Source organism: Lysinibacillus sp. BS3, assembly GCF_039614735.1.
Lineage (GTDB): Bacteria > Bacillota > Bacilli > Bacillales_A > Planococcaceae > Lysinibacillus > Lysinibacillus capsici.
In genome coordinates this window covers 1,828,808-1,852,110 of record NZ_CP154860.1, presented here as the reverse complement: position 1 = coordinate 1,852,110, position 23,303 = coordinate 1,828,808, and the positions used below count along the sequence as shown (strand labels likewise).

Annotated in this window: 22 protein-coding genes; 13 read left to right on the top strand and 9 right to left on the bottom strand. The window is 36.5% G+C overall.

The features are described from left to right. Positions 1–9: 9 nt before the first annotated feature. Entirely contained in the window at positions 10–552 is a 543-nt protein-coding gene (locus AAJG31_RS09475; protein WP_004224674.1) for an XRE family transcriptional regulator, read from the bottom strand. 406 nt (positions 553–958) lie between these two features. Here AAJG31_RS09475 and AAJG31_RS09470 point away from each other — a divergent pair, with 406 nt between their 5' ends. The 8 genes from AAJG31_RS09470 to AAJG31_RS09435 all read left to right on the top strand — a co-directional run bounded on the left by AAJG31_RS09470 (position 959) and on the right by AAJG31_RS09435 (position 6,261). Continuing rightward, positions 959–1,501, top strand: a complete 543-nt coding sequence (locus AAJG31_RS09470; RefSeq protein ID WP_004224676.1) for a peroxiredoxin — start codon at positions 959–961, stop codon at positions 1,499–1,501. 149 nt (positions 1,502–1,650) lie between these two features. Continuing rightward, on the top strand, positions 1,651–2,106 hold the full coding sequence (locus AAJG31_RS09465; RefSeq protein WP_004224678.1) for a redoxin domain-containing protein: 456 nt from the start codon (positions 1,651–1,653) through the stop codon (positions 2,104–2,106). A gap of 141 nt (positions 2,107–2,247) precedes the next feature. Continuing rightward, positions 2,248–2,910: a TrkA family potassium uptake protein gene (locus tag AAJG31_RS09460; protein WP_004224679.1), complete on the top strand. Its 663-nt coding sequence runs from the start codon at positions 2,248–2,250 to the stop codon at positions 2,908–2,910. 6 nt (positions 2,911–2,916) lie between these two features. Then, the gene (locus AAJG31_RS09455; protein WP_279494043.1) at positions 2,917–3,396 is read left to right on the top strand and encodes a hypothetical protein; all 480 of its coding nucleotides are present in this window, start codon (positions 2,917–2,919) and stop codon (positions 3,394–3,396) included. Positions 3,397–3,529: 133 nt separating this feature from the next. Continuing rightward, positions 3,530–4,633: a GNAT family N-acetyltransferase gene (locus tag AAJG31_RS09450; RefSeq protein WP_279494045.1), complete on the top strand. Its 1,104-nt coding sequence runs from the start codon at positions 3,530–3,532 to the stop codon at positions 4,631–4,633. Between the two features lie 17 nt (positions 4,634–4,650). Continuing rightward, positions 4,651–4,797, top strand: coding sequence for a hypothetical protein (locus AAJG31_RS09445; RefSeq protein ID WP_155483381.1), 147 nt, complete (start codon positions 4,651–4,653; stop codon positions 4,795–4,797). Beyond that, the gene (locus tag AAJG31_RS09440; RefSeq protein WP_115673816.1) at positions 4,769–5,284 is read left to right on the top strand and encodes a GNAT family N-acetyltransferase; all 516 of its coding nucleotides are present in this window, start codon (positions 4,769–4,771) and stop codon (positions 5,282–5,284) included. The genes AAJG31_RS09445 and AAJG31_RS09440 overlap by 29 nt, the downstream gene beginning before the upstream one ends. Beyond that, positions 5,281–6,261, top strand: a complete 981-nt coding sequence (locus tag AAJG31_RS09435) for a S66 peptidase family protein (RefSeq protein ID WP_279494049.1) — start codon at positions 5,281–5,283, stop codon at positions 6,259–6,261. Before AAJG31_RS09440 ends, AAJG31_RS09435 begins: the two co-directional genes overlap by 4 nt. 37 nt (positions 6,262–6,298) lie before the next feature. Here AAJG31_RS09435 and AAJG31_RS09430 read toward each other — a convergent pair whose 3' ends face one another. From AAJG31_RS09430 to AAJG31_RS09420, 3 genes are all read right to left on the bottom strand, one after another. Continuing rightward, positions 6,299–6,841, bottom strand: coding sequence for a GNAT family protein (locus AAJG31_RS09430; protein ID WP_279494051.1), 543 nt, complete (start codon positions 6,839–6,841; stop codon positions 6,299–6,301). Between the two features lie 96 nt (positions 6,842–6,937). Next, positions 6,938–7,141, bottom strand: coding sequence for a hypothetical protein (locus AAJG31_RS09425; RefSeq protein WP_279494052.1), 204 nt, complete (start codon positions 7,139–7,141; stop codon positions 6,938–6,940). Between the two features lie 176 nt (positions 7,142–7,317). Continuing rightward, positions 7,318–8,580, bottom strand: a complete 1,263-nt coding sequence (locus tag AAJG31_RS09420) for a dicarboxylate/amino acid:cation symporter (RefSeq protein WP_054549825.1) — start codon at positions 8,578–8,580, stop codon at positions 7,318–7,320. A 395-nt stretch (positions 8,581–8,975) separates the two neighbouring features. On the opposite strand from AAJG31_RS09420, the gene AAJG31_RS09415 reads away from it, so the two are divergent. Together AAJG31_RS09415 and AAJG31_RS09410 are read left to right on the top strand one after the other, a co-directional pair. Further along, positions 8,976–10,577, top strand: a complete 1,602-nt coding sequence (locus AAJG31_RS09415; RefSeq protein ID WP_054549826.1) for a sensor histidine kinase — start codon at positions 8,976–8,978, stop codon at positions 10,575–10,577. Next, positions 10,578–11,285: a response regulator gene (locus AAJG31_RS09410; protein ID WP_048391959.1), complete on the top strand. Its 708-nt coding sequence runs from the start codon at positions 10,578–10,580 to the stop codon at positions 11,283–11,285. 366 nt (positions 11,286–11,651) lie between these two features. Here the strand turns inward: AAJG31_RS09410 and AAJG31_RS09405 are convergent, their stop codons facing one another. Beyond that, positions 11,652–12,899 (bottom strand): MFS transporter, encoded by a 1,248-nt coding sequence (locus AAJG31_RS09405; RefSeq protein WP_054549827.1) that lies wholly within the window; start codon positions 12,897–12,899, stop codon positions 11,652–11,654. Positions 12,900–13,437: 538 nt separating this feature from the next. Here AAJG31_RS09405 and AAJG31_RS09400 point away from each other — a divergent pair. Then, complete coding sequence (locus AAJG31_RS09400) at positions 13,438–15,006, top strand: family 10 glycosylhydrolase (protein ID WP_054549828.1); 1,569 nt, start codon at positions 13,438–13,440, stop codon at positions 15,004–15,006. Between the two features lie 61 nt (positions 15,007–15,067). Here AAJG31_RS09400 and AAJG31_RS09395 read toward each other — a convergent pair whose 3' ends face one another. Continuing rightward, positions 15,068–18,157: an efflux RND transporter permease subunit gene (locus tag AAJG31_RS09395; RefSeq protein ID WP_279494056.1), complete on the bottom strand. Its 3,090-nt coding sequence runs from the start codon at positions 18,155–18,157 to the stop codon at positions 15,068–15,070. A gap of 99 nt (positions 18,158–18,256) precedes the next feature. Here AAJG31_RS09395 and AAJG31_RS09390 point away from each other — a divergent pair, with 99 nt between their 5' ends. Continuing rightward, positions 18,257–19,090, top strand: coding sequence for a TetR/AcrR family transcriptional regulator (locus AAJG31_RS09390; protein ID WP_269898969.1), 834 nt, complete (start codon positions 18,257–18,259; stop codon positions 19,088–19,090). A 46-nt stretch (positions 19,091–19,136) separates the two neighbouring features. Here AAJG31_RS09390 and AAJG31_RS09385 read toward each other — a convergent pair whose 3' ends face one another. From AAJG31_RS09385 to AAJG31_RS09375, 3 genes are all read right to left on the bottom strand, one after another. Further along, on the bottom strand, positions 19,137–19,925 hold the full coding sequence (locus AAJG31_RS09385; protein WP_279494058.1) for a protein kinase: 789 nt from the start codon (positions 19,923–19,925) through the stop codon (positions 19,137–19,139). Positions 19,926–20,213: 288 nt separating this feature from the next. After that, positions 20,214–21,881, bottom strand: a complete 1,668-nt coding sequence (gene rnjA / locus AAJG31_RS09380) for a ribonuclease J1 (protein WP_004224711.1) — start codon at positions 21,879–21,881, stop codon at positions 20,214–20,216. 5 nt (positions 21,882–21,886) lie between these two features. Beyond that, positions 21,887–22,096 (bottom strand): DNA-directed RNA polymerase subunit epsilon, encoded by a 210-nt coding sequence (locus AAJG31_RS09375; RefSeq protein ID WP_004224712.1) that lies wholly within the window; start codon positions 22,094–22,096, stop codon positions 21,887–21,889. A gap of 436 nt (positions 22,097–22,532) precedes the next feature. Here AAJG31_RS09375 and AAJG31_RS09370 point away from each other — a divergent pair, with 436 nt between their 5' ends. Next, entirely contained in the window at positions 22,533–23,303 is a 771-nt protein-coding gene (locus AAJG31_RS09370; protein WP_279494061.1) for a Cof-type HAD-IIB family hydrolase, read from the top strand.

The window sequence follows — 23,303 nt, the reverse complement described above, 5'->3', positions numbered from 1 at the left end:
CTCCTTAAGCTATAAATAAGAATCTGTTGCGACAAGTAAAATTTTTGTTTCATCATCATGTGCATTAAAAATCTGATGATGGTCTGTCGCGTCATAATAAAGTGCGTTACCTTCACTTGCGATATACTGTTCATTCCCTAAAACGAGACGAATACGCCCTTTAACAACATAAATAAATGTTTCAGAAAGCGAAGGCTCAAACTGTTTAAACTCGCCATCTGCTGCAAAGGTTAAGAAAATGGGTTCCATCTCTTTTTCATTCGAAGTAGGAATCAGCCATTGAATTTCATATTTTTTTTCTTCATCTGTATAGGTAGATTGGTCTTCCTCTGTATAAACAACCTTCTGTTCAGGTGATTCATCATCAAAAAAGTCTTTGGGTCTTGACCCTAATACTTCTAAGATTGAAAATAATGTTTCAATTGAAGGTGAGTTTAGATCACGTTCTAATTGGGAAATATAACCTTTGCTTAAATCTGTACGTTCTCCAAGTTCCTCTTGGGTAAGACCTTTTTTTAAACGAAGCGCTTTAATTTTTGCTCCTATTTGCATCTTTTCCCTCCTAAGAGAAGTTTAGCAATGATAAACTTTCGAAATATGAAGTTTACTTTAACGAAACTTTTAGTTTACTAAAACCATTACAATTATACATAATAATAAAAAATTTGCAATCGTTTTTCGTGAAAAAAATAGCTGTAAAAAGTTAAAAAATAGGGTATAAATGAAAGTGAGAAAAATTTTGAATAGAGTAGAATATTATTGTCAAAAATAGCTTGTAGATAGACAATAGCAATAATTCCAGTTATGGATTTGACGAATTTTTGTCAATCCATTTTAATCATCCAAACGGGCGGAGTTTACTTGTTTGAAAAACTGCGGTTACTCTGCTATCGTAGAAGACGAGTTCGCTAGTGCGAATGGAATATATAAACTACATATTTATTCGGAGGGATTTATTATGGCAGAACGCATGGTAGGTAAACAAGCACCTGACTTTACAATGGAAGCAGTACTTTCAGACAAATCGTTTGGTAAAGTATCATTAGAAGATATTAAAGCACAAGATAAATGGACAGTTCTTTTCTTCTATCCAATGGACTTTACATTTGTATGTCCAACTGAAATCACTGCAATGAGCGATCGTTATGACGAGTTCGAAGACTTAGATGCAGAAGTAATCGGTGTTTCTACTGACACAATCCACACACACTTAGCATGGATTAACACAGACCGTACGCAAAATGGTCTTGGTGAATTAAAATACCCATTAGCTGCTGATACAAACCATCAAGTATCTAAAGAATATGGTGTATTAATTGAAGAAGAAGGTATCGCATTACGTGGTTTATTCATCATCAACCCAGAAGGCGAATTAAAATACCAAACAGTGTTTGATAACAACATCGGCCGTGATGTTGATGAAACACTACGTGTACTTCAAGCACTACAAACTGGTGGTCTTTGCCCAGCTAACTGGCGTCCAGGCCAAGCAACTCTATAATCTAAATAGAGTCGAATCATTATGCGAAAAATTAAAAGTCCCCACGACAAGCTTGTGGGGACTTTTAACTGAATTTTTGTTTTGGGAAAGAGTTTTTATACCGTTATCTAAATATTTGAAGACAAACGATCTTTTAGAGGAGGATTTTTATGAAACTTCGTGAACAAATGCCTGAATTAGTTGGCGCAACGACTTGGTTAAATGGTGAAGTAACTAAAGCAGAATTAGTAGGCAAAAAACCAACATTAATCCACTTCTGGTCAGTAAGCTGTCATTTATGTAAAGAAGCAATGCCAGATGTGAACAATTTCCGCGATCAATATAAAGATGAATTAAACGTTGTAGCAGTACATATGCCACGTTCTGAGGCAGATACTGATTTAGACACAATTAAAGCAGTAGCAGCAGAGCATGATATTGTGCAACCAATCTTTGTAGATAGTGAAATGAAGCTAACAGATGCTTTTGAAAACCAATATGTTCCAGCATATTTTGTGTTCGATAAAGATGGTCAGCTGCGTCATATGCAAGCTGGTGGTAGTGGTATGAAAATGCTAGAAAAGCGTGTAAACCGCGTGCTAGATGAGATGCGTAACGCAGAATAATAATGATATGTTGAAGACGGGGATTAAGGTCCTCGTCTTTTTTGTTGTCCACCATTGACGAATTGGCTCTTGTTTTGACAATACATATCGCAGAGAATAGGCTACAATGGTGGTATAGTAGTTTTCGGAGGGATTTTTATGATGAAAAAAGAGTTTGCAGTCATAGGGCTTGGACGTTTTGGAGGCAGTATTGTTCGTGAATTAATGAGTCAGGGCGCACAGGTAATGGCAATTGATCATTCTTCAGAGCGTGTAGATGAGTTTGCTTCCATTGCTACACAAGCTGTTATTGCAGATTCAACCGATGAATCGGTGTTGAATTCATTAGGTATTCGTAATTTTGAGCACGTGATTGTAGCAATTGGGGAAGATATTCAAGCAAGTATATTAACAACAATCATTTTAAAGGAAATTGGTGTTGAGCAAATTACAGTAAAAGCTCAAAACGATTACCATGAAAAGGTTTTACGTAAAATTGGCGCAGATTTTGTCGTCCATCCTGAGCGAGATATGGGTATTCGTATTGCTAATAATATGTTGTCGAATACTGTTCTAGATTATTTAGAGCTATCAGATGAACACTCCATTATGGAATTAAAGGCTAATGATGCGATTGCTGGCTATTCCATTATGGATTTAGATATTCGCGCTAAATATGGCATCAATATTGTAGGAATTAAGCGTGGGGCTGATATTATCGTATCTCCACAGGCGAGTGACAAGATTTTATTAGGAGATATTATGCTTGTTATAGGCGCTGATGTTGATATAAATCGCTTTGTTAAAAAGGCCTTGAATGGGTAAGAGCAAATGACGAAACGCAGATGGAGACTTGTTATATTCGCTGGTATTTTATTAGTCGGTGCTTTTATTATGCAAAACAGAGAAAAAAGTGAAGATGAAGCTATTTCTCTTGTTCTAGATCATGCCACAGAAATTGACGACATTGAATTATTCCAAGGAGATCAATCACTATTTCATGCTACAGGCGATGAAGCACAAGGCTTTATTGAGAAATATCCTTTAAGTCATGTAAGGAAGCTTTCCAAAAAGGAAAGAACTATTTTTGAAGAAAAGCCTGTATATCATATCGTTTATAAAATGAAGGATAAGCCTCTTTATGAGGTAGAAATATTAAAAGTGGCTATTAGTTCTGAACTTGATGAAGAGTTACAGCAAATGGTTTTTCGTGTGGATGATGCACAATATTTGGTTTATTGGGCAAAAGAGAAAAAGGTACTCGAACAATCGACCAACACGCAACGATTACTTGAACAATACGGGCAATAATGCAGGTAGTGATACAGCAATTCATGCTGGTCACTACTTTTTTATTCTATTTTTAAGAAAAAATTGGAAAAAATATTTGATTTCATCGAGAGAGTTAGATTAAACTTTGACATAAAGAAGGGGGCTAGATGTAATGAAAATCATGTCAACTAATTGTGTAATCGAACAATTACAACCAGAGCATTTTACAGATATACAAAAACTCTACTCTAATAAACAAGTTCGAACTTATCTCGGTGGTGTTCCATCAAACAGCTATATAGAAGCATCTTTTAAAGGCATGCTAGAAGCGCCATTCCCTAATACATATTTATATATTACTTTAAAGGAGACAGGTGAATTTATAGGTCTTGTCTCGATCGATGAATACCATGATAAGGAGTTATATGAGCTTTCCTATCAATTTTTACCTCAGTTTTGGGGGAAGGGGTTAGCTTTTGAAGTGCTAACGCAGGTAATTCAGGATGGTTTGAATTATCTGAATATAGAATCTATTGTGGCAGAAACACAAACAGCGAACAAGGCATCATGTCGCTTGCTCGAAAAATTAGGAATGAAAAATGTACAGATGTTAGAAAGATTTGGGCAGGAACAAGCTGTCTATGAATTAAGTAAAAATAATGATTCGATAAGACAAATCATCGCCCTATCAGGTGGTGGGTTTTCTCAGCAGAACCTTTCATTTATCGATGAGTACATTTTACGACAAACTCAGAAAAATGAACGAGTTAAAATTTGTTTTATTCCCACAGCAAGTAATGATGCGCAAGGGTATATCGAGAAGTTTTATGCAGCATTCTATCATTGTGATGCAACCCATATCTTGCAAAAAGATATGCATGATAGAAGCATTCGAGAAAAAGTACTAGCGCAGCATATTATCTATGTGGGTGGAGGGAATACAGGTTATCTTCTTGAAAAGTGGCGAGAATATGGTTTTGATAAATTGTTAAAGGAAGCTTATCAAAAAGGGATTATATTAGCTGGCATCAGTGCTGGGGCAATGTGTTGGTTTGAAAAATGCTATAGTGAAAATACATATGATGATTTTGAGGAATGGAATGGCTTAGGACTATTATCAGGTACCTATTGTCCCCATTATAATGATCAAGAGAGAAGGAGGGCATTTGATCGCTGGATAGAAAATCATCCCACATTACAAGCATACACACTCATAGATACTGAGACACTCCATTTTAGGGATGAAAAGCTAGTAGCTAAAATTCAAACCTACTAGAAGGGACGAAGAAAAGTATGAGAATTCCAGCAAAATTAACACTGGGTGATGAGATACTTTGGTGGCAAGGTCCATATAAATACAAAAGAATTGAGGATTCAGGTGACTATATTTTAGAAGGAGAGCGTGTTCAACATGATCATAAGAGAAGCAACCCGACATGACAGTGAACGAATTATAGCTGTTATGGCAAATGCAGAGGCATCAAATTATATGTTATTTGGACCAGGTGAGCGCAATTTAGCACCTAAGCCATTTGGGGAGTATATAGACAAGCTATATCATAGTCACCACTCAGCTTTGTTCATAGCTGAAATGGATGAGCAGGTTGTGGCGTACTTAATAGTACAAGGCAATGAGCCGTCAAGAATTGCTCACCGTGCTTATCTTGTCATAGGCATACATAGTGACTATAGAGGAAGAAAAATTGGAACAGCTTTATTTCAACACGTAGAAAATTGGGCAATAGTGAATGGTGTACATCGTCTAGAATTAACCGTCATGGAAAATAATGAGGCTGGTGTTGCTTTGTATAAGAAAATGGGCTTTGATATTGAAGGAACGAAGCGGGCTTCGCTGTATGTAGATGGACAATATATTAATGAATACTACATGTCAAAACTATTGATTGGGAAAGGAACTACCGTATGACTTCAAAAATAAACATCGGCATTTATTCCCCGTCCTCCCCAGCAACGGTGACGGCTTTGGAACGATATGAACGTGCTAAAGCATTTCTCGAGAATAAAAATTTTCAAATCGTGACAGGTTCTCTAACTGGTAAAACTGATTATTATCGTTCAGGTTCGCCAAAAGAAAGAGCAGAAGAATTGAATGAGTTATTACGTAATCCAAATGTGGATATGATTATGTCTACGATAGGGGGCACCAATGCCAATAGTATGCTACCTTATATTGATTATGAGGCTTTTCGTCAAAATCCCAAATTGGTCGTAGGTTATTCAGATGCAACGGCCGTTCTACTGGCACTTTATGCAAAGACGGGAATCTCAACTTTTTATGGTCCAGCCCTCGTACCTTCCTTTGGCGAGTTTGAACCATTGGTAAATGATACCTTCAAATTTTTTGAGCATTATTTCTTTAAGCCTCAAGCATTACCATACGAAATGCCAATGCCTTCTTATTGGTCGGATGAACCTGTTAATTGGCTAGAGAAGACAGTGGATAAAAAACTCAAGAAGAATGAATGGTTAGCGATTCAGGGTGGGGTTGCTGAAGGAAGGTTAATTGGCGGGAATGCCAATGCCATGTATGGATTTATTGGTACGCCGTATTTCCCTAAAATTGTGGAAGGTGATATTTTATTAGTGGAGGACTGCTTAAAAAATGCTGCTATAGTTGAAAAGAATTTTGCAATGCTAAAATTGCATGGTATCTTTAACAAAGTTAGTGGGATTATTTTGGGGAAACATGAATGCTACGATGACTTAGGAACGGGTCGACAGCCATATCATATTCTACTTGAACAGTTGGATGGAATAAAGATTCCTATATTAGCAGAGGTGGATATTTGCCATACACATCCTATGCATCCAATTGCGATAGGCAAACGAGTAAGGATAGATGCCACAGCTAAGAAGATATACTGTTTGGAAAGATGGTTGTAATGATAAAGCCTTGCAAATCGTAGCAAGGCTTTATTTTCTAGAGGTTCCTATAATCATCATCAGTGATAGCGTACATTTTTACATTTTGGTATTGTCCCTTAACAAGCATACTTTTCCGTAATAACCCTTCAAACTGCATACCTGACTTCTCCATAACCTTTTGTGAGCCAATGTTTTCTTCAAAGCATCGTGCTTGGATACGTACTAAATCTAATTCATTAAAACCGAAGTCAATGAGTTTTTTTGTTGCTTCTGTTGTGAACCCCTTATTCCAAAAATCCTCAGAAAGCACATAGCCAATTTCCGCGTATTTATGGGTGTCATTAATCGTCACAAAATCAATCGTTCCAATAATTGTGCCTGCATATTCAATACCCCATAACATCAAATTGCCTTGCTGATAGCCATTAAAAATTAATGCCATAAAAGCCTTTGTATCCTCTAAGCTCGTGTGTGCTTGCCATGTCACATAACGCGCCACATTTTTACTGGAAGAGTAGTCATACATTGCTTCTAAATCCCCATGTGTAATTGGTCTTAATAGTAACCTTTCCGTTTTCATAATTGGTATTTTACTCATGATTTACCCCCTTTAACAAATAGTATATAAAAAAGTCGACCTATAATTATGAATTAGGTCGACTTTTTATATTTATTCATTTTTGCAGCGATCACATTAAGGATAGCGCTTATCTGTTGCAGAGGAATCCTTAGTTTTGGTTTTATATTGTTCATCTTTCACTTTTTCATTCAATTCTTCGACAGGTATTGGATCTACTGTTTTCATGTCCTCGTGTTTATCAAAAATGCTTTCTTTATCTGTATCCAAAACATCAGGGTTATTCGTATTACGTGTTTTTGCCTGTTTTTTATCATTCATTCACTATCACCTCTTACTATTAACTTTCACTTTTTTACTAGAGTGTAAACATTTTATTTTGGGTGATAGTGTAAGCTAATTGTTTGTTGTCAGCGTCAATCCATAAGGACATAGCTTTTACTCGAATGATAATGAGTATAGTGAAACAGAGATGGCTATCATTCCTACCATTTTTGTTAGGAAGATATAGTGGTCTTTCCCTGAAGTGCACGTTCTTCCATAGCTGTGTCAAACTCTTTTTCAGATTTTGACACGACAACACAAGCTACGCCATTACCAATTAAATTTGTAACAGCTCGAGCCTCAGACATAAAGCGATCTACACCGATTAACAGCGCTATTCCTTCCACTGGTATCATTGGGAAGGCAGCCAAAGTTGCTGCTAATGTAATAAATCCTGAGCCTGTTACACCTGCTGCACCTTTAGAAGTAATCATTAAAATTCCGAGCAGTGTAATGATTTGAATCCAAGTTAGTTCCATTCCATATGCTTGTGCGATAAACAATGCAGCCATGGACAGGTAGATGGAAGTCCCATCTAGATTGAAGGAGTACCCTGTAGGAACGACTAAACCTACAACCTGCTTCGAGCAACCATAGTTCTCAAGCTTTCGCATCATAGATGGCAGAGCTGATTCAGAAGAGGAAGTCCCGATTACTAAGAAAATCTCATCTTTGATATAAGCGATAAATTTAAAGATGTTGAATCCAAAGAACTTTGCAATGGCACCTAAAATAAAGACAACAAATAAAAACATTGTTATATATACGGCAGCCATTAATAAACCTAGATTACCTAAAGATTTTAAACCAAAATTTCCAATTGTATAGGCCATTGCACCAAAAGCTCCGATTGGTGATATTTTCATAACCATACTTACAATCTTGAAGAATATCTCTGCTACTTGCTCAAAGAATGTGATGACTGGTTTTGCGGGTGCACCGATTGAGGCAGCTGCTAAGCCAAATAAAACAGCAGAGAATAGGACTGGTAATAATTGACCAGTTGCCAATGCACCAACTACATTTTCTGGAATAATACTAGAAATGAAGGCACCCAAGCCTTGCTCAGATTCAGCTGCAGCAGTTGTATATTTTGAAATATCAGCATCAGATGCACCTGATGTATCCAAGCCCGTACCAGGACTTACGATTAAAGCAACAGCAATTCCGATTGCTAATGCAATTGTGGAAACTATTTCGAAGTAAAGCAATGCCTTACCTCCGATTTTCCCGACCTTTTTCATATCTCCCATACTGCCGATTCCAATAACAACTGTTAGGAAAATAATAGGCGCAATTAACATTTTAATTAATTTGATGAATAGGTCTGCTAAGATTTTCAAGCTGGCACCGAACTCGGGGAAAATGGCTCCGACAATAATCCCAAGTATGATAGCCACTATAACCTGAATAGTCAAATTTTTCAGTAACTTCATTTTTTGCTACCTCTTTTCTAAATTTTCTCTTTGATATCGCTTTCACTAAAAGTATCATAGCGAATATTTCTTTAAAAAAGAGATTTAGAAAATAAGAATCATATCGTTCATTAAGTACATTTACTTACATTTACATATAAATATAGTAATATCAATAACTATCTCTGTTATGGTACGCTATAGTTAATTAATTATTGTTATAATACAAAAACATAGAGTGATAATTAAGTTCTTTTTAAATTATCAGTTTATAATATTGTTCATTAAATTCAATATTTTCTGCTACTTATATCGACTAAATATGTTGTCAAAAGATTTTTTTGCAGATAATCTTAAAACTAAATATGTGTGCCACTGATTATGAGAATGCAAATTTGAAAGGAAGGAATTTTTTAATGATGAAAATGCCTGTGAACGGCAAAATACTGTTAGTGACATTTTTAATCATTGCACTCTCCTTTTTACTAGGTGGTATTTTTTTACTCGGTAACCTATTATCTGAACAGGAAAAAGATTTTGGACAGCGAGCAATGCTTGTGGCAAGAACTGTATCAAATGTACCAGAGCTTAGTGTACATCTGGAAAATGCCAATATAAAAGAATCTGCAAAAAATATTAATAAAATTGTAGATGGCATTAGAGTGATTCATAAGGCCGAGTATATTGTTGTAATGAATATGGAGCGTATTAAACTATCACACCCAGTAAGTAAGGAAATAGGAAAACGCAGTGAGTCGCAGGATTTAAACGCCGCATTTAGTGAACATTATTATGTATCAAAGGCACGTGGAGAATCGGGTGTTATGATACGGGCTTTCGTGCCAATTATTAATGATAAAAGGGAACAAGTGGGCATTGTAGTCGTTGGCTATTCATTACCAGATTTTCTGGAAATGTTACAAAGTTATGAGCGAGAAATTATGATAACTATTGTTATATCACTGATTTTTAGTATTTTCGGTGCCTATACACTAGGACGACATATAAAAAAACAAATGTTTGGGCTTGAACCTCATGAAATTGCAAAAATGTATGTGGAAAGAACAGAAACCTTTAATGCCATGCATGAGGGAATAATAGCGGTAGATAAGGAAATGAATATCACCATTTTTAATGAAAAAGCGGCCGATATTTTAGGTGTTACTAGGAAAATAGAGGACTGTATTGGACAAAAGATTTATGACGTTTTGCCTGATACCCGTCTGCCTGAAATTGTTGAAACAGCAACACCTGTTTATGATCAAGAGCTTTACATTAATCATCATAGTATCTTAAGTAATCGTGTACCTATTATTGTGAATGGAGAGCTAGTTGGTGCAGTTGCTATGTTTAAAGATTTAACAGCTGTGAAAAAGCTTGCGGAGGAAGTAACAGGTGTAAAGGCCTTTGTTCAAGCATTACGTGTACAAACCCATGAGCATAAAAATAAGATTCATACGATTGCGGGACTACTGCAATTGGGACATACAAAGCAAGCACTTGAATATGTTACTGTTACTACTGAAAATGAAGCCTCATTAACGAAATTTTTAAATGAACGCTTTCATAATGAAAATATTTCAGGTTTGTTATTAAGTAAAGTAAGTTATGGAAAAGAACTGGGTATCGAGGTTGAAATTGATCGGAAAAGTCATTTTAAACGCTTTCCACCTCTATTAGATCATCATGATTTTGTTGTGTTGTTTGGCAATTTAATTGAAAATGCTTTTGAGGCATTAAATGTACTTTCTAAGGAAGATAAATATGTAGCCATCTCTGTAGACGAGCATGATGGCGTCTTAGCGATTGCAGTTACCGATAACGGGATTGGCATGACTAAAGAGGTGCAGGAGCGTATGTTTGAAAATGGATTTTCGTCAAAGGCTAGTGAAAATCGAGGCATTGGCTTGCATTTAGTCTATGAAATTGTAAGAAAAGGCAATGGAGATATTGAAGTAACAAGTGAATTTATGAAAGGAACAAGTTTCTTAATTTTATTTGAGTTAGGAGAAGTATAGATGGATGTAATAAATGTCTTATTGATTGAAGATGATCCAATGGTACGAGAAGTGAACAGACAATTTATTGAACAAATCAAAGGTTTTTCATTAGTTGGCTATGCTAGCAATGGAATTGAGGGAATTCAAAAAATTAAACAATTAACCCCAGAGCTTGTCTTTATGGACATTTTTATGCCAGAGCAGGATGGCATTATTACGTTAGGGAAAATACGAGAAGAGCATCTTCATGTTGATGTTATTGCTGTAACAGCTGCGAATGATATGCCCACTGTGCAGCGAATATTACACTTAGGTGTCTATGATTATATTATGAAGCCCTTTACGTTTGAGCGGATTGAGCAGACTTTAAAAAATTATCAAAGCTATAGAAGGAAAATAAGCGGGATGCAAGATTTAACTCAGCATGATGTCGATCATTTAATGCAACAGCGTCTTCCTGAGCAAATTGTAGTAGAAACAACAGGAATGGATGCCATTCTTATAGAAGAACTCCCAAAAGGGTTTAATCGAGCTACCTTAGATAAGGTACTTGCATATATAAAAAAAAGTGGCGAGGCAGTATCAGCGGAGGAGGTATCAGCTTATATAGGTACAGCACGTGTTACAGCTAGACGCTATCTAGACTTTTTAGAAAAGCAGAAACTATTAAAAGTAGATATACAATATGGAAACGTAGGACGTCCTATTCATCGTTATTATATTTAGTTCAATTAGATTAAAGTCCGTATTTTAATAAGTTATGGTGAAAAATGTACAGATAAATTCTAAGCGTCCTATTTCCTAATACATATCTTTAAATTCCTTTAAGGGCAACATCTAAAATTTTTGGATACCGAAGTTGTTGCGTATTGGAAGAGATCTTCATGACCATTTAAATTTTAAATAATTACAATTCAGATATTGTGGGAAGCAAGATGCTAAAGCACAAAAAATTATTCCCAAGACATAAATTAAGATGGAAAAAGCCCTGCATAAAGCAAGGCTTTTTTAGCGTCAACGTTGTTTGAGATTGTGTATAGGCTAAATTTAAATGTTATTTTTTTTATTAACAATTTTCTTGAAATAAAATCTTCACTTTTTTTCTAGCGAGTCAACATGCTCAGCAGTAGGTTTACCAGCTTTTAATAAGACTTTACTGCCCAGAAGGAAAAATCCTTGGATGAAGAGTAATAATCCTGTACCGATGAGTAGCCACTCAATAGCAATAATATCAGCTATTGGCCCGAAAATTAGCATTCCTAAAGGCATCATAGAGGTAGATATCATACTAAGAATGCCAAATACTCTTCCCATATAGTCACTTTCCACTTTTTCTTGTAATAACACCGTTGCAGGTGTATTAAAGATTGGCATGGCTATGCCAGTAATGGCCATGATTCCGAGATACAACCAAAAAATAGGAATGACGCCGAGAGCTATTGTACAAAGACCAAATAACAAAGCAGATAATGTCATTGTATGCACTTTATTTTTAAAGCCACCCCATGTTGCGATTGCGATACCACCGATTAACATCCCAATGGCAAAGGCCATTTCGATGGCAGTCAAACGCCATACATCATTGCCAAAAGTTCGTGTAACTTGTAAAGGCGTTAAAAAGGCAGCAGGTGCAGCAAGCAGCATGAAAAAGGCAAAGAACAAGAATAATTGTTTCAAGAAAGCATGCTCTTTAATATAGATGAAGCCTTGTTTCATATCACTAAAATAGCCTGTTGTTTGTGGCTGATTAGCTTTTGCATGTGCAGGGATATGCAGAAATAATAAGAAGATAGCGATGGCAATAGCCGCTGTTGTCACATCAATAAAGAAAATGGATTCAATAGAAGCCATCGTTAATAATGCACCACTTGCCATAGGTGCAAGAATCATGATGAAGGCTTGAATACTACTATTTGCACCATTAACCTTCATTAAATGCTCTTCAGGAACAAATTGTGGCAAAATTGCGCCCACTGCTGGTGTTTGAATACCTGCACCAACTGCGCGTACGGCTGATATAACAAATAGTAGCCAGAGCTCATCATAGCCGATTAAAAATAAAATAGCTAGAATTAGCGTAGATAAGGCAATCATTCCATCTGCTAAAATAATAAGCCATTTACGGTTATAGCGATCTGCCCAGACACCAGCAATAGGTGCTAAGAAGAAGGTTGGTAAAAAGCCGCAAATGATCGCGATGGTCATCATGCTGCCTGATTGTGTTGTAAGTGTGATATACCATGTAATGGCATATTGCACAAGAGCAGAGCCAAAAAGTGAAATCGTTTGACTACTTAAAAAAAGTATTGTGTTACGTTTCCAATGTTCCAATTTCGTCATCCCTTTCTAACAGTAGTGCCTGTGTGGAAAGTAAAAGACAACACAAAAAAAGAGGGGAGTAGAAGTCCCCTCTTTTCCAGTATTCCTAAAACAGACTAGACCTAATTCCATTTCCCTTGCACAGCAGGCAAAGTGTACACATATTTAATTAATAAGGTGAAATCGTAGTCTAATTGAAGCTGTCATTTGGAATACCCTCCGTTCTATATAAGTTGTGTTGATTGTAGCATAAAGTTCATCGATGCGTAAAGAATGAATTAAGCAAAAACTAGGTTGAATTTAAAAATTTGGAAATTGTAAAATGAATCTCATAAAATGAAACGCCATGCATCTATATTTATCGATTTCTTTAAAGGAAAAGTACTATACATTGTCTTTTCAGTAGTTTTTTTATACATATTTTGAAACTATCGAGAACGTTTGTTAGAGATGAAACTTATTATCTGCTTGCATTGTTTCCGATAAAGTTGCTTCGGAGACGTGCATATAGCGAGTACTTGTCATATACTAAAATAGAAAAATAGCAAATGGAGGAAATATGAGAAAGAAAAATAGTAAATGGAAGATCTTAACTTTAGTCGCGATGATTTTTGTGTTATGCCTATCGACAATCCCTACAAAGACTGCCATGGCAAGCACGACACAGCCAAAAAGGGAGATGAGGGCTGTCTGGATTTCAACCGTTCTTAATCTTGATATGAAAGCAGGTATGACGAAGGAGCAGTACACGGCTTGGACACGCCAAACTTTGGATCAACTAAAAGCCAATAAATTCAATACTGTTATTTATCAAGTAAGACCAACAAATGATGCAATGTATGCCTCTGATTTAGCGCCATGGTCATCTTACATAACAGGCAAAAAGCAAGGCACGAATCCAGGCTACGATCCTCTTGCGATCATGATAGAGGAAAGTCATAAACGGGGTATGGAGCTACATGCATGGATGAATCCTTATCGTGTAACAATGTCTGGACAAAAACTGACAGACCTTGCTGCTGATAATGTGGCTAGAACACATCCAAATTGGGTTATCAAATACGGTAAGCAATATTATTTAAATCCTGGTTTACCAGAAGTACAAGACTATTTAGTTGAAGTAGTAAGAGAGCTAGTAGCCAATTATGATATTGACGCAGTGCATATGGATGATTATTTTTATCCATATAAAGTTGCTAATGAAGTTTTTCCAGATCAAGCAGCTTTTAAAAACTATGGTGCTTCCTTCAAAAAGGTGGAGGATTGGCGACGAGATAATGTCAACCGTCTTGTAGAAAATCTTTACACGGCCATTAAAGACACAAAGCCATATGTTCAATTTGGTATTTCACCATTTGGTGTATGGCGCAATAAATCGCTAGATAAAACAGGAAGCGATACAAGGGCTGGTGTTAATAATTACGATGATTTATATGCAGACGTCAGAACATGGATTCAAAATGGCACAATTGATTACATTACACCACAAATTTATTGGTCAAGAACATTATCTGTTGCGAAATATGGAACGCTGCTAGATTGGTGGAGCCATGAAGTGCAAACCTACGCAACAACACACCCTGTACATCTATACATTGGGCTTGCTGATTACAAAGTTGGCAATGATAGTGATGCAGCATGGAAAAATAAAATGGAGCTACCTAGTCAAATACTAGCGAATCGTTCGGAAAAGGTAGCGGCTGAGGGGCAAATGCATTTCTCCTTGAGAAGCTTTCAAAACAATAAACTAGGCTATGCAACGATTGTTAGTCAACAATTATATAATTACACAGCACTGACACCAGAAACAACTTGGGATGATGACACAGTGCCGAACGTGCCGACTTTTGTGCAAGTGACAAAGGAAGCGGCAGGTCGTAAGATAGAGATTATAGACGAAAATGAAACACAACCACGCAAGTATGTCATTTATCGTTTTACAGGAAACAAAGAAGGCTCTTATGATGACCCTCGAAATATAGTGGATGTTGTTTATAATATGGATGGATTCACTAAATTTGTGGACAAGTCAGCTCTTGCTAAGCATAGCTATACATACGGCATTAAGGCTGTATCAAATACAGGTGTGGAAAGCAAGGAAGTTTTTGTAGTAATAGAAAATCAATAAAAAGCTTAGGATAAAAAATAACCACTCGCGCAAAGATTGCATGAGTGGTTGTTTTTTTTTATTAATTTTCTTCAATATCTTTACGGTTTTTCTTTAACATTTTAGATAGCATTTCATAAACAATTGGTACAACAACGAGTGTTAATAGGGTAGAAGATAATAAACCGCCAATTACAGTAATAGCTAAGTCTTTGGAAATTAACCCACTACCGCCAGTACCAAGTGCCATTGGAATCATAGCTCCAATTGTAGCGATGGCTGTCATCAGGATAGGACGTAAACGTGTTGCTCCTGCTTCAAGGATCGCTTCACGCATGGCAAGACCATCATGTTCCATATGAATGATACGGTCAACTAATACGATGGCATTTGTTACGACGATACCAATCAACATCAATAGACCCATCATGACAGATACAGAAATAGTCTGCCCTGTAACGAATAAACCAATAAATGCACCAATTACTGCGAATGGTAGTGAGAAAAGAATAGCGAATGGAGCTAAACCTTCTCCGAATGTTACCACTAGAATGAAGTAAACAATGGCAATGGCTGCTAACATCGCAATACCAAGCTTAGTGAATGTTTCTTGCATATCTGCAGCAACACCAGCAACACCAAGTGTTACACCTTTTTGTAAATCTAATTTATCAATTTTTTTATCAGCAGCAGTAGTGGCTTTTGAAATATCGTCACCGATAATCGTACCAGATACTGTTGCGAAATATTCACCTTTTGAACGAGATAATGAGTTAAGTGTTGTACCTTCCTCAACATCTACTAATTCTCCGATAGTCATTGTTGTACCTAATGCTGTTTTAATTTCAGTGGCTAAGACATCATCAAGTGAAGTCGCAGCTGCTTTAGCATCGCGTTGAACGATGACATCGATATCTTTACCATCGTTTTTCACGGTAGTTAATACTTCTTGCGATGTATTTGAATTTAATGCCATCACGATTTGAGCTGTCGTTAACCCGTATTGAAGGACATTTTTTTGTTCAACTTTTAGCACATGCTCTACGTATGGATCTTCATTATCAGATTTAATATCTTCTAAGCCATCCACTTCTTTTAGAGCACCCTCTACTTGTTTCACAGCATCTCGAAGTTTATCTAAATCATCACTATACAGTGTATAGCTGACTTCGTTTGATGACATCGACATAGAAGTGAAGTTTTGAGACTTCCATTCTCCTGATTGCCCGATGTTAAATACATAGTCTTCAACCTCATCACGAGCTTTAGGGAAGTCTTCCATATCCGGATCAAAGATAAGGTACATTAAGGCACCGCCAGCACCTCCACCCATCATCATTGCTGATGGATCGACATTCTTCGCATCTGTAATGGAAACTTGTAAAATATCAACATCTTTACGTTTCATTAATTCTTTTTCTACTTTTTCAACATTTGCTGCCGTTTCGTCAGCCAGCTCTCCCGTTGCAGGCGTATACGTTAAGTACATAACTTTTTCTTCTTGTGAGCCCATAAAACTAAAACCAATAAGTGGTGTTAATGCAAGAGAACCAACAAGTAAAAGAATCGCAAGGACAGATGTAATAATTTTGTGATTTAATACTTTTTCTAAGACACCTTTGTACCAGGTAGCAAGTTTACCAACTTCTTTATGTTGGCTTTCAGTCTTCTCACCGTATAACTTTTTACGGAATAAGAAGTGAGATAAAGCAGGTACGATTGTGATCGCAACTAATAACGATGCACCTAATGCAAATGTCATTGTAAGGGCAAATGGCATGAATAATTCGCCTACCATACCACCTACGAAAATAAGAGGAGCGAATACAGCGACCGTTACCAATGTTGAAGAAAGAATGGGTTTGAACATTTCAATTGTTGCTTCGCGAATTAGGGCACGACCTGTAAGTTTTTCTTGTTTTAAGTGAATTCGTCGGTAAATATTTTCTACAACTACGATTGAGTCATCGATAACACGACCGATTGCGACGGTAATCGCGCCGAGGGTCATGATGTTTAAAGTAATATCCATCCAGTTTAATAGGAGTAATGCCATAAAGATAGAAACTGGGATAGAAATAATTGAAATAATCGTTGATTTGAAATCACGTAAGAATAGTAAAATGATTAATACGGCAATTGCGCCACCAAAGACTGCTTTTTCGATCATTGTAAATACAGAATCTTCAATTGGGGCACCTTGGTCAAGAGAGATCTCTACGTTTAAGCCATCTAATCGTTTTTCCTCATCCTTCATAAGGTCTTTTACGGCATTAACAACTGTTACCGTATTCGCATCTTGGCCTTTTACGATTTGAATAGCAATGGCATCTTGACCATTTGTACGTGAAACAGATTGCACTTTACCTTCTACTTCAATTTTTGCAATATCACCTAGACGAACGAAAGGTGAAGGATTTGTAGCTGAAGGTGTAACTGGAATTAATAAGTCTTTCAGTTCATCCACTGATTTTACCTTACCATCTACTGAAACGGCTTGTTCCCCGACAGTAAATTGATATAAACCAAGTGACAGTGACATATCACTTGCCTGAATCATTTGTTTAACAGTTTCCTCTGTTAAACCAAGTGCTGCCATTTTTTTTTCATCGTATTTAAACGATACTTGTTCAATATGCTGACCTGTGATGGTAGCAGATGCAACACCATCAATCTTTTCGATTTTAGGCAGTAAAACTTCTTCTACTGTTGAAGTTAAATCAACAATATCTTCCTTAGAGCTACTTACAGATAAAGCGACTACGGGCATCATGTTCATGCTGATTGCCATAATAGTAGGCTCTTGAGCACCTTCAGGTAGTTTAAGATTATCTAAAGCTGCTTCTAATTGACGTTTTTTCTCATCCATATCAATTCCATAGTCGTATTCCACTTGAACTTGTGCTACGTTGGAAGAGGAAGTTGAGTAAACAGCCTTCACATCTTCTAAACTTTCTATGGATTTTTCGAACGGAATGGAAAGTTCATTCATGACTTGTTCAGGCGTTGCGCCAGGATATACGCCCATGACAATTAAATACGGGATCGAAATATCAGGTATCGATTCCATTTTCATCCTTGTACCCGAATAAATACCAGAGACAGTGATGATAATTGTTAATAACCACACTGCCAATTTGTTCTTTAATACGAAATTAACTAAACCTTTCACCTTCACACCTACCCTTTATTGACTATCTAAATTCAATTATTTATACTAATGACTAATCGGTCATTTGTCAACGAAATGCATTAGGAGAGAGTTAAAAATATGTTAAAAAAGCAATTAATTATGGAGAAAGCGTTAGAACTGTTTTCTGAACAGGGTTTTGAAGCTACGTCAGTACAACAAATTACAGAACGCTGCGGGATTTCTAAAGGTGCATTTTATTTATCCTTCAAAACCAAAGATGAGCTTGTTATATCTATGGTTGATTACTATTTACAGCAGTTTATTACAGATGTTGACCAAGTAGTCAGAGGAACGTATAGCAAAGAAACTGTTTTGGTTGAATTTTATAAAAGTATTTTTCAAGCATTCAAAGACCATTCTGCATCTGCACGTGTATTCTTTAATGAAAAGGTCTTTTTAACAAAAAAAGAGCTATTTCATAAAATAACAGCGTATGAAGCAGAAATGTCGAAATCAATTCTCTATATGCTTGAGCAGCTTTATCAGGATCAATTAAAAGAAATGAAATATGATGTAATGTACTGCATAAAAGGATTTATGAAGAGCTATGCTGAGCTTTTTATTTTTTCAGATATGCCACTTGATTTAGAGCAATTAGCTAAATCTTTAGCAGAAAAGACAGATATTATTGCCCATCATACAACCATTCCATTTATTACAGCAGATCTTGTGCCGTTTATTGCAAAGCCGTGTGAGGAAGACGTGTCAAAAGATGCTTTACTACAATTATTGGAGCAAAATATAAATCATACTGAGGATTCTATAGAAAAAGAATCCATTGAGTTGTTAAAGCAAGAAATAGAAAATCCTACTTATGGTAAAGCAATCATTAAGGGGCTAATTGAAAATCTACGTTTAGACCCAGCGTATCATTGGATTGCATATGTAACTGCAAAATACTTTAATATTTGAACTCTAGGATAGAATTGTTCACGTTTGGCGGTGAACAATTCTATTTTTAATGGTTTTTATCTATGAATGGGGGCATAGATTGCAAGGCCTCTAACGCACTTGCAAAGGGTTCTTGAATCCATAATAGGCGCTCAAGAAAATCTTGGACTTTGATTGGTAATTTTAATTCCTGCTGCCAAACTTTCTCTTTTTTCTTGCTTGGCTTGTAGTCTGAGTATAGTAAAAATAATAAAAAATGGCCGACAAAATAAAGATCACTAATATGATTTTCGGCGCGTTTTGGATTTTCAATCGTAGAGATATCGATTTGCTTTTGATAAGTGGTAGCTAGACCAAAGTCAATAATATGCAATTGCTGACCCACTAACAATATATTCGGAATCCGTAAATCGCGATGTACAATACCATAATTGTGTAACTGTACAATTTGCTCTAATAATTGCTTTGTAATAGCAAGGGATTGAGCAATTGTAAATTTGGTACCATTCTGAAAAATAAGCTCCTCAAAAGTTTGCCCATTGACATAGTCCATGATAAAAAATGGGCTGTCTGAAATTGTTCCTGCTGAATGGATGGTAGGAACATAGGGTAGTGAAAGTTGCTGGAGTATGTGAATTTCTTGTTGAAATTTATGAATGGTTTTCTGGTGGTGACGATGTTTGGGTCGCAAGCATTTTAAAACAAATAGACTTGCTGACGAGCAATCTTCAATTAAATACGTACGACCATATGAGCCATAGCCAAGGAATTTTTTAAAAGAAAAATCGGGATGTTCGGCTATGTAAAGTTCTACAGCCTGGTCAAAACTTTTTTCGGAAATTCGTTTCCACCACATTAGCTACTAAAGAAACTCATAGAGCTGAAAAAACTGCGTGAGCTTTTACGAGAGCCACGCTTATAATGCTTGTGACCATAATAATTATGTCGCTTTGAATATCTACTACGGCTACTTGATGAAGAATAATGGCGTTTGGATTTACTATTGAGTAAGGAATGAAGAATTTTATCTAGCATAAAAACGCTCCTTTTTGATGTTGTTATTACTATATACGCAAAAATAAAAAGGAGGTTTCAAAAATAAAAAAGAAACTATGTAAATTTTACATAGTTTCTTTTTACGAGGTTAAACCTCCATAATAATCGGTAAGATCATTGGACGACGTTTTGTTTTTTCGAATAGATAAGGTCCCAATACGTCTGTAATTTCATTTTTCAATTCTGTCCATTGAGGAGTTTTGCTTTGAATTGTTTCATTCAGATGACGGTTTAGCATTTTTTGTGCCTCGTTGATCATCGTACCTGATTCACGCATATAGACAAATCCACGTGAGATGATGTCAGGGCCAGAAACAATTTTTTGGTTTTCCATATCAACACTTACAACTACAATCACTAAACCTTCTTCAGAAAGAATACGGCGATCACGTAACACGATATTACCGATATCGCCAATACCATTGCCATCAATGTAAACATCTCCTGAAGGAATACGCCCAGCTACATGTGCTTCATTGGCACTTAGTGCTAGAACATCACCATTTTCCATAACAAATGTATTGTCTAGTGGAACATCGCAATCTTCAGCTAAATGTGTATGCATTTTTAACATACGGAATTCACCATGGATAGGCATAAAGAACTTAGGCTTCATTAAACGAAGCATCAGTTTTTGTTCTTCTTGAGATCCGTGACCAGATGTATGAATGTTGTTTAATGCACCATGAATGACTTCTGCACCTGCACGGAACAATAAATTAATGATTTTATTAACACTCACGGTATTACCTGGTACTGGTGAAGAAGAAAAGATAACTGTATCGCCAGGCTGTATTTGAATCTGACGATGTGTCCCGTTGGCAATACGTGACAAGGCAGCCATTGGTTCACCTTGAGAGCCTGTACATAAAATCATCACTTCGTTTGCAGGAAGTCGATTGATGCTTTGAGCATCAATAAATGTATCCTTTGGAGCAGTAATGTAACCTAGCTCACGACCAATCGTAATAGCATTGTCCATTGAGCGACCAAAGACAGCAATCTTTCTTCCGTATTTTACGGCTGCGTCTGTGGCTTGCTGTAAACGGTGAATATTTGATGCAAAGGTAGCAAAAATAATACGGCTATCCACCTTACGGAAAATCTCGTCGATACTTTTTCCAACTGTGCGCTCTGACATTGTGAAATTAGGCTTTTCAGCGTTAGTACTATCAGATAGTAAGCAAAGCACGCCATCACGTCCGATTTCAGCCATCTTTGTTAGGTTGGCTGGTTCACCCACTGGTGTAAAGTCAAATTTAAAGTCACCTGTGTGAACGATATTACCAGGTGGTGTTTTAACAACAATTCCATAAGCATCAGGAATACTATGTGTTGTTCTAAAGAAGCTAACAGATGTTTTTCTGAATTTAATAACATCCTCTTCTTTAATTTCAATGAGTTTTGTTGTACGTAGCAAGCCATGTTCTTCTAATTTATTACGTAATAAGCCAAGTGCAAGCTTACCGCCATAGACAGGGATATTTACTTGACGTAAAAGGTATGGAATACCACCAATATGATCCTCATGCCCATGGGTAATAAACAGTCCTTTGATTTTATCGACATTACGTACTAAGTACGTGTAATCAGGAATAACATAGTCAATGCCGAGTAAGTCGTCTTCTGGAAATTTTATACCGGCGTCAATTAAGATAATTTCATCTTGAAATTGAACGCCATAAGTGTTTTTGCCGATTTCGCCCAGTCCGCCGAGCGCGAAAACAGCTGCTTGGTCATTTTTAACAAACTTCATGTTTGTTAAATTTCCTCCAAGACGAAGTTCGGGCTTGCTTGTTCGTACTCTAAGTAGTTACCCTCAAGCAGTTGAATGAACTCGATGTTATAGTTTCGGTCTTTTAGCTTTTCACGTACTTCACGTTCTGAAGTAGCTTCTAGGTATAGACTTTTAGTATTTTCGCGAACTGGAATCTCATTTGCATTTTCTTGATAATAAACTTTGTAAATCATAGTTTGCTCTCCTTTAATTGCGTACAATTTTCTTGCACCTTTGACTACTACCACACACGTGCTACAAGAAAACAACGAATTTCTTTTATTGAAGAAATGTACGTTTGTAATACTTGTATCTCAATGCTTCAGATGTGCACTATGTTATAAAATTGTATAGGAAGTAGTGAGACAGTGGTTGCGTATAGCCAAATAAATGCATTTCCTTTATATTATCACGCACTTCCTCTAAAATAAAGAAAAGCCCTTCAAATAATGAAGGGCAAATGTTAGGCAATTGATTTTTTTCCGAGTACGCCGCGAAGTTGCTTCAATAATTTTCGTTTGAGTTTCTTCAGCATGGCACATCACTCCTTAGGATCATTATAATTAAAATTATTGTCTATGTAAAGTCATTTAGCTTGAAAGGATAATATTTATGGAAAGGGTTAATAGAATGAACAAAATTTTATTTTTTGATGTCGATGGTACTCTCTATAACAGTGAAAAAAAGTTACCTTCATCTGCAAAAGAGGCACTTTTGACAGCACGACGTAATGGTTATGAATTGGCAATTGCTACTGGTCGAGCACCATTTATGATTGAGTCATTGCTAGAAGAATTAGAGATCGATACGTATGTTACCTTCAATGGCCAATATGTTGTCTATAAAGGTGAGGTTGTCTATACAAATGGGATTGCGAAAGATGAACTAGCTAAAATTATTGCCTTTGGTGAGGCGCGTAACGAACCGGTAGTGTTTTTAGATGATAAACGGATGATTGCCTCAGTTGGCGATCATCGTATGGTAGCTGAAAGCTTAGATACTCTTAAATATCCGTATCCAGAATTAGACTCATCTTATTATATGCAGAACAATGTATATCAAACACTTATTTTTATGGAAGAAAAAGATGAACCTTTATATAATGAAACATTCCCAAATGTTCAATTTGTACGTTGGCATCGTTATTCTTGTGATATTTTGCCAAAGGGAGGTTCGAAGGCTGCTGGTATTGAAAAGGTGCTTGAAAAAATGGGCATCACTTTACAAGATACCTTTGCTTTTGGCGATGGCATAAATGATATTGAGATGCTACAGGCAGTTGGGACAAGTGTTGCTATGGGAAATGGCCATGAGCGAGTGAAGGCAGTTGCTCATCATATTGCAGACCATGTAGACGAGGATGGTCTCTCTAAAATAATGCGTAAGCTATCCATTATTTAA

Excerpts from the sequence above, each read along its gene's own strand:
- AAJG31_RS09455 (WP_279494043.1), top strand. The coding sequence starts at position 2,917 with ATGACGAAACGCAGATGGAGACTTGTTATATTCGCTGGTATTTTATTA.
- AAJG31_RS09410 (WP_048391959.1), top strand. The coding sequence starts at position 10,578 with ATGGATGTAATAAATGTCTTATTGATTGAAGATGATCCAATGGTACGA.
- AAJG31_RS09450 (WP_279494045.1), top strand. The coding sequence starts at position 3,530 with ATGAAAATCATGTCAACTAATTGTGTAATCGAACAATTACAACCAGAG.
- AAJG31_RS09400 (WP_054549828.1), top strand. The coding sequence starts at position 13,438 with ATGAGAAAGAAAAATAGTAAATGGAAGATCTTAACTTTAGTCGCGATG.
- rnjA (WP_004224711.1), bottom strand. The coding sequence starts at position 21,881 with ATGAAGTTTGTTAAAAATGACCAAGCAGCTGTTTTCGCGCTCGGCGGA.
- AAJG31_RS09430 (WP_279494051.1), bottom strand. The coding sequence starts at position 6,841 with ATGAGTAAAATACCAATTATGAAAACGGAAAGGTTACTATTAAGACCA.
- AAJG31_RS09420 (WP_054549825.1), bottom strand. The coding sequence starts at position 8,580 with ATGAAGTTACTGAAAAATTTGACTATTCAGGTTATAGTGGCTATCATA.
- AAJG31_RS09370 (WP_279494061.1), top strand. The coding sequence starts at position 22,533 with ATGAACAAAATTTTATTTTTTGATGTCGATGGTACTCTCTATAACAGT.
- AAJG31_RS09415 (WP_054549826.1), top strand. The coding sequence starts at position 8,976 with ATGATGAAAATGCCTGTGAACGGCAAAATACTGTTAGTGACATTTTTA.
- AAJG31_RS09445 (WP_155483381.1), top strand. The coding sequence starts at position 4,651 with ATGAGAATTCCAGCAAAATTAACACTGGGTGATGAGATACTTTGGTGG.
- AAJG31_RS09470 (WP_004224676.1), top strand. The coding sequence starts at position 959 with ATGGCAGAACGCATGGTAGGTAAACAAGCACCTGACTTTACAATGGAA.
- AAJG31_RS09460 (WP_004224679.1), top strand. The coding sequence starts at position 2,248 with ATGAAAAAAGAGTTTGCAGTCATAGGGCTTGGACGTTTTGGAGGCAGT.
- AAJG31_RS09375 (WP_004224712.1), bottom strand. The coding sequence starts at position 22,096 with ATGATTTACAAAGTTTATTATCAAGAAAATGCAAATGAGATTCCAGTT.
- AAJG31_RS09465 (WP_004224678.1), top strand. The coding sequence starts at position 1,651 with ATGAAACTTCGTGAACAAATGCCTGAATTAGTTGGCGCAACGACTTGG.
- AAJG31_RS09475 (WP_004224674.1), bottom strand. The coding sequence starts at position 552 with ATGCAAATAGGAGCAAAAATTAAAGCGCTTCGTTTAAAAAAAGGTCTT.
- AAJG31_RS09425 (WP_279494052.1), bottom strand. The coding sequence starts at position 7,141 with ATGAATGATAAAAAACAGGCAAAAACACGTAATACGAATAACCCTGAT.
- AAJG31_RS09435 (WP_279494049.1), top strand. The coding sequence starts at position 5,281 with ATGACTTCAAAAATAAACATCGGCATTTATTCCCCGTCCTCCCCAGCA.
- AAJG31_RS09405 (WP_054549827.1), bottom strand. The coding sequence starts at position 12,899 with ATGACGAAATTGGAACATTGGAAACGTAACACAATACTTTTTTTAAGT.
- AAJG31_RS09385 (WP_279494058.1), bottom strand. The coding sequence starts at position 19,925 with ATGTGGTGGAAACGAATTTCCGAAAAAAGTTTTGACCAGGCTGTAGAA.
- AAJG31_RS09390 (WP_269898969.1), top strand. The coding sequence starts at position 18,257 with ATGTTAAAAAAGCAATTAATTATGGAGAAAGCGTTAGAACTGTTTTCT.
- AAJG31_RS09440 (WP_115673816.1), top strand. The coding sequence starts at position 4,769 with ATGATCATAAGAGAAGCAACCCGACATGACAGTGAACGAATTATAGCT.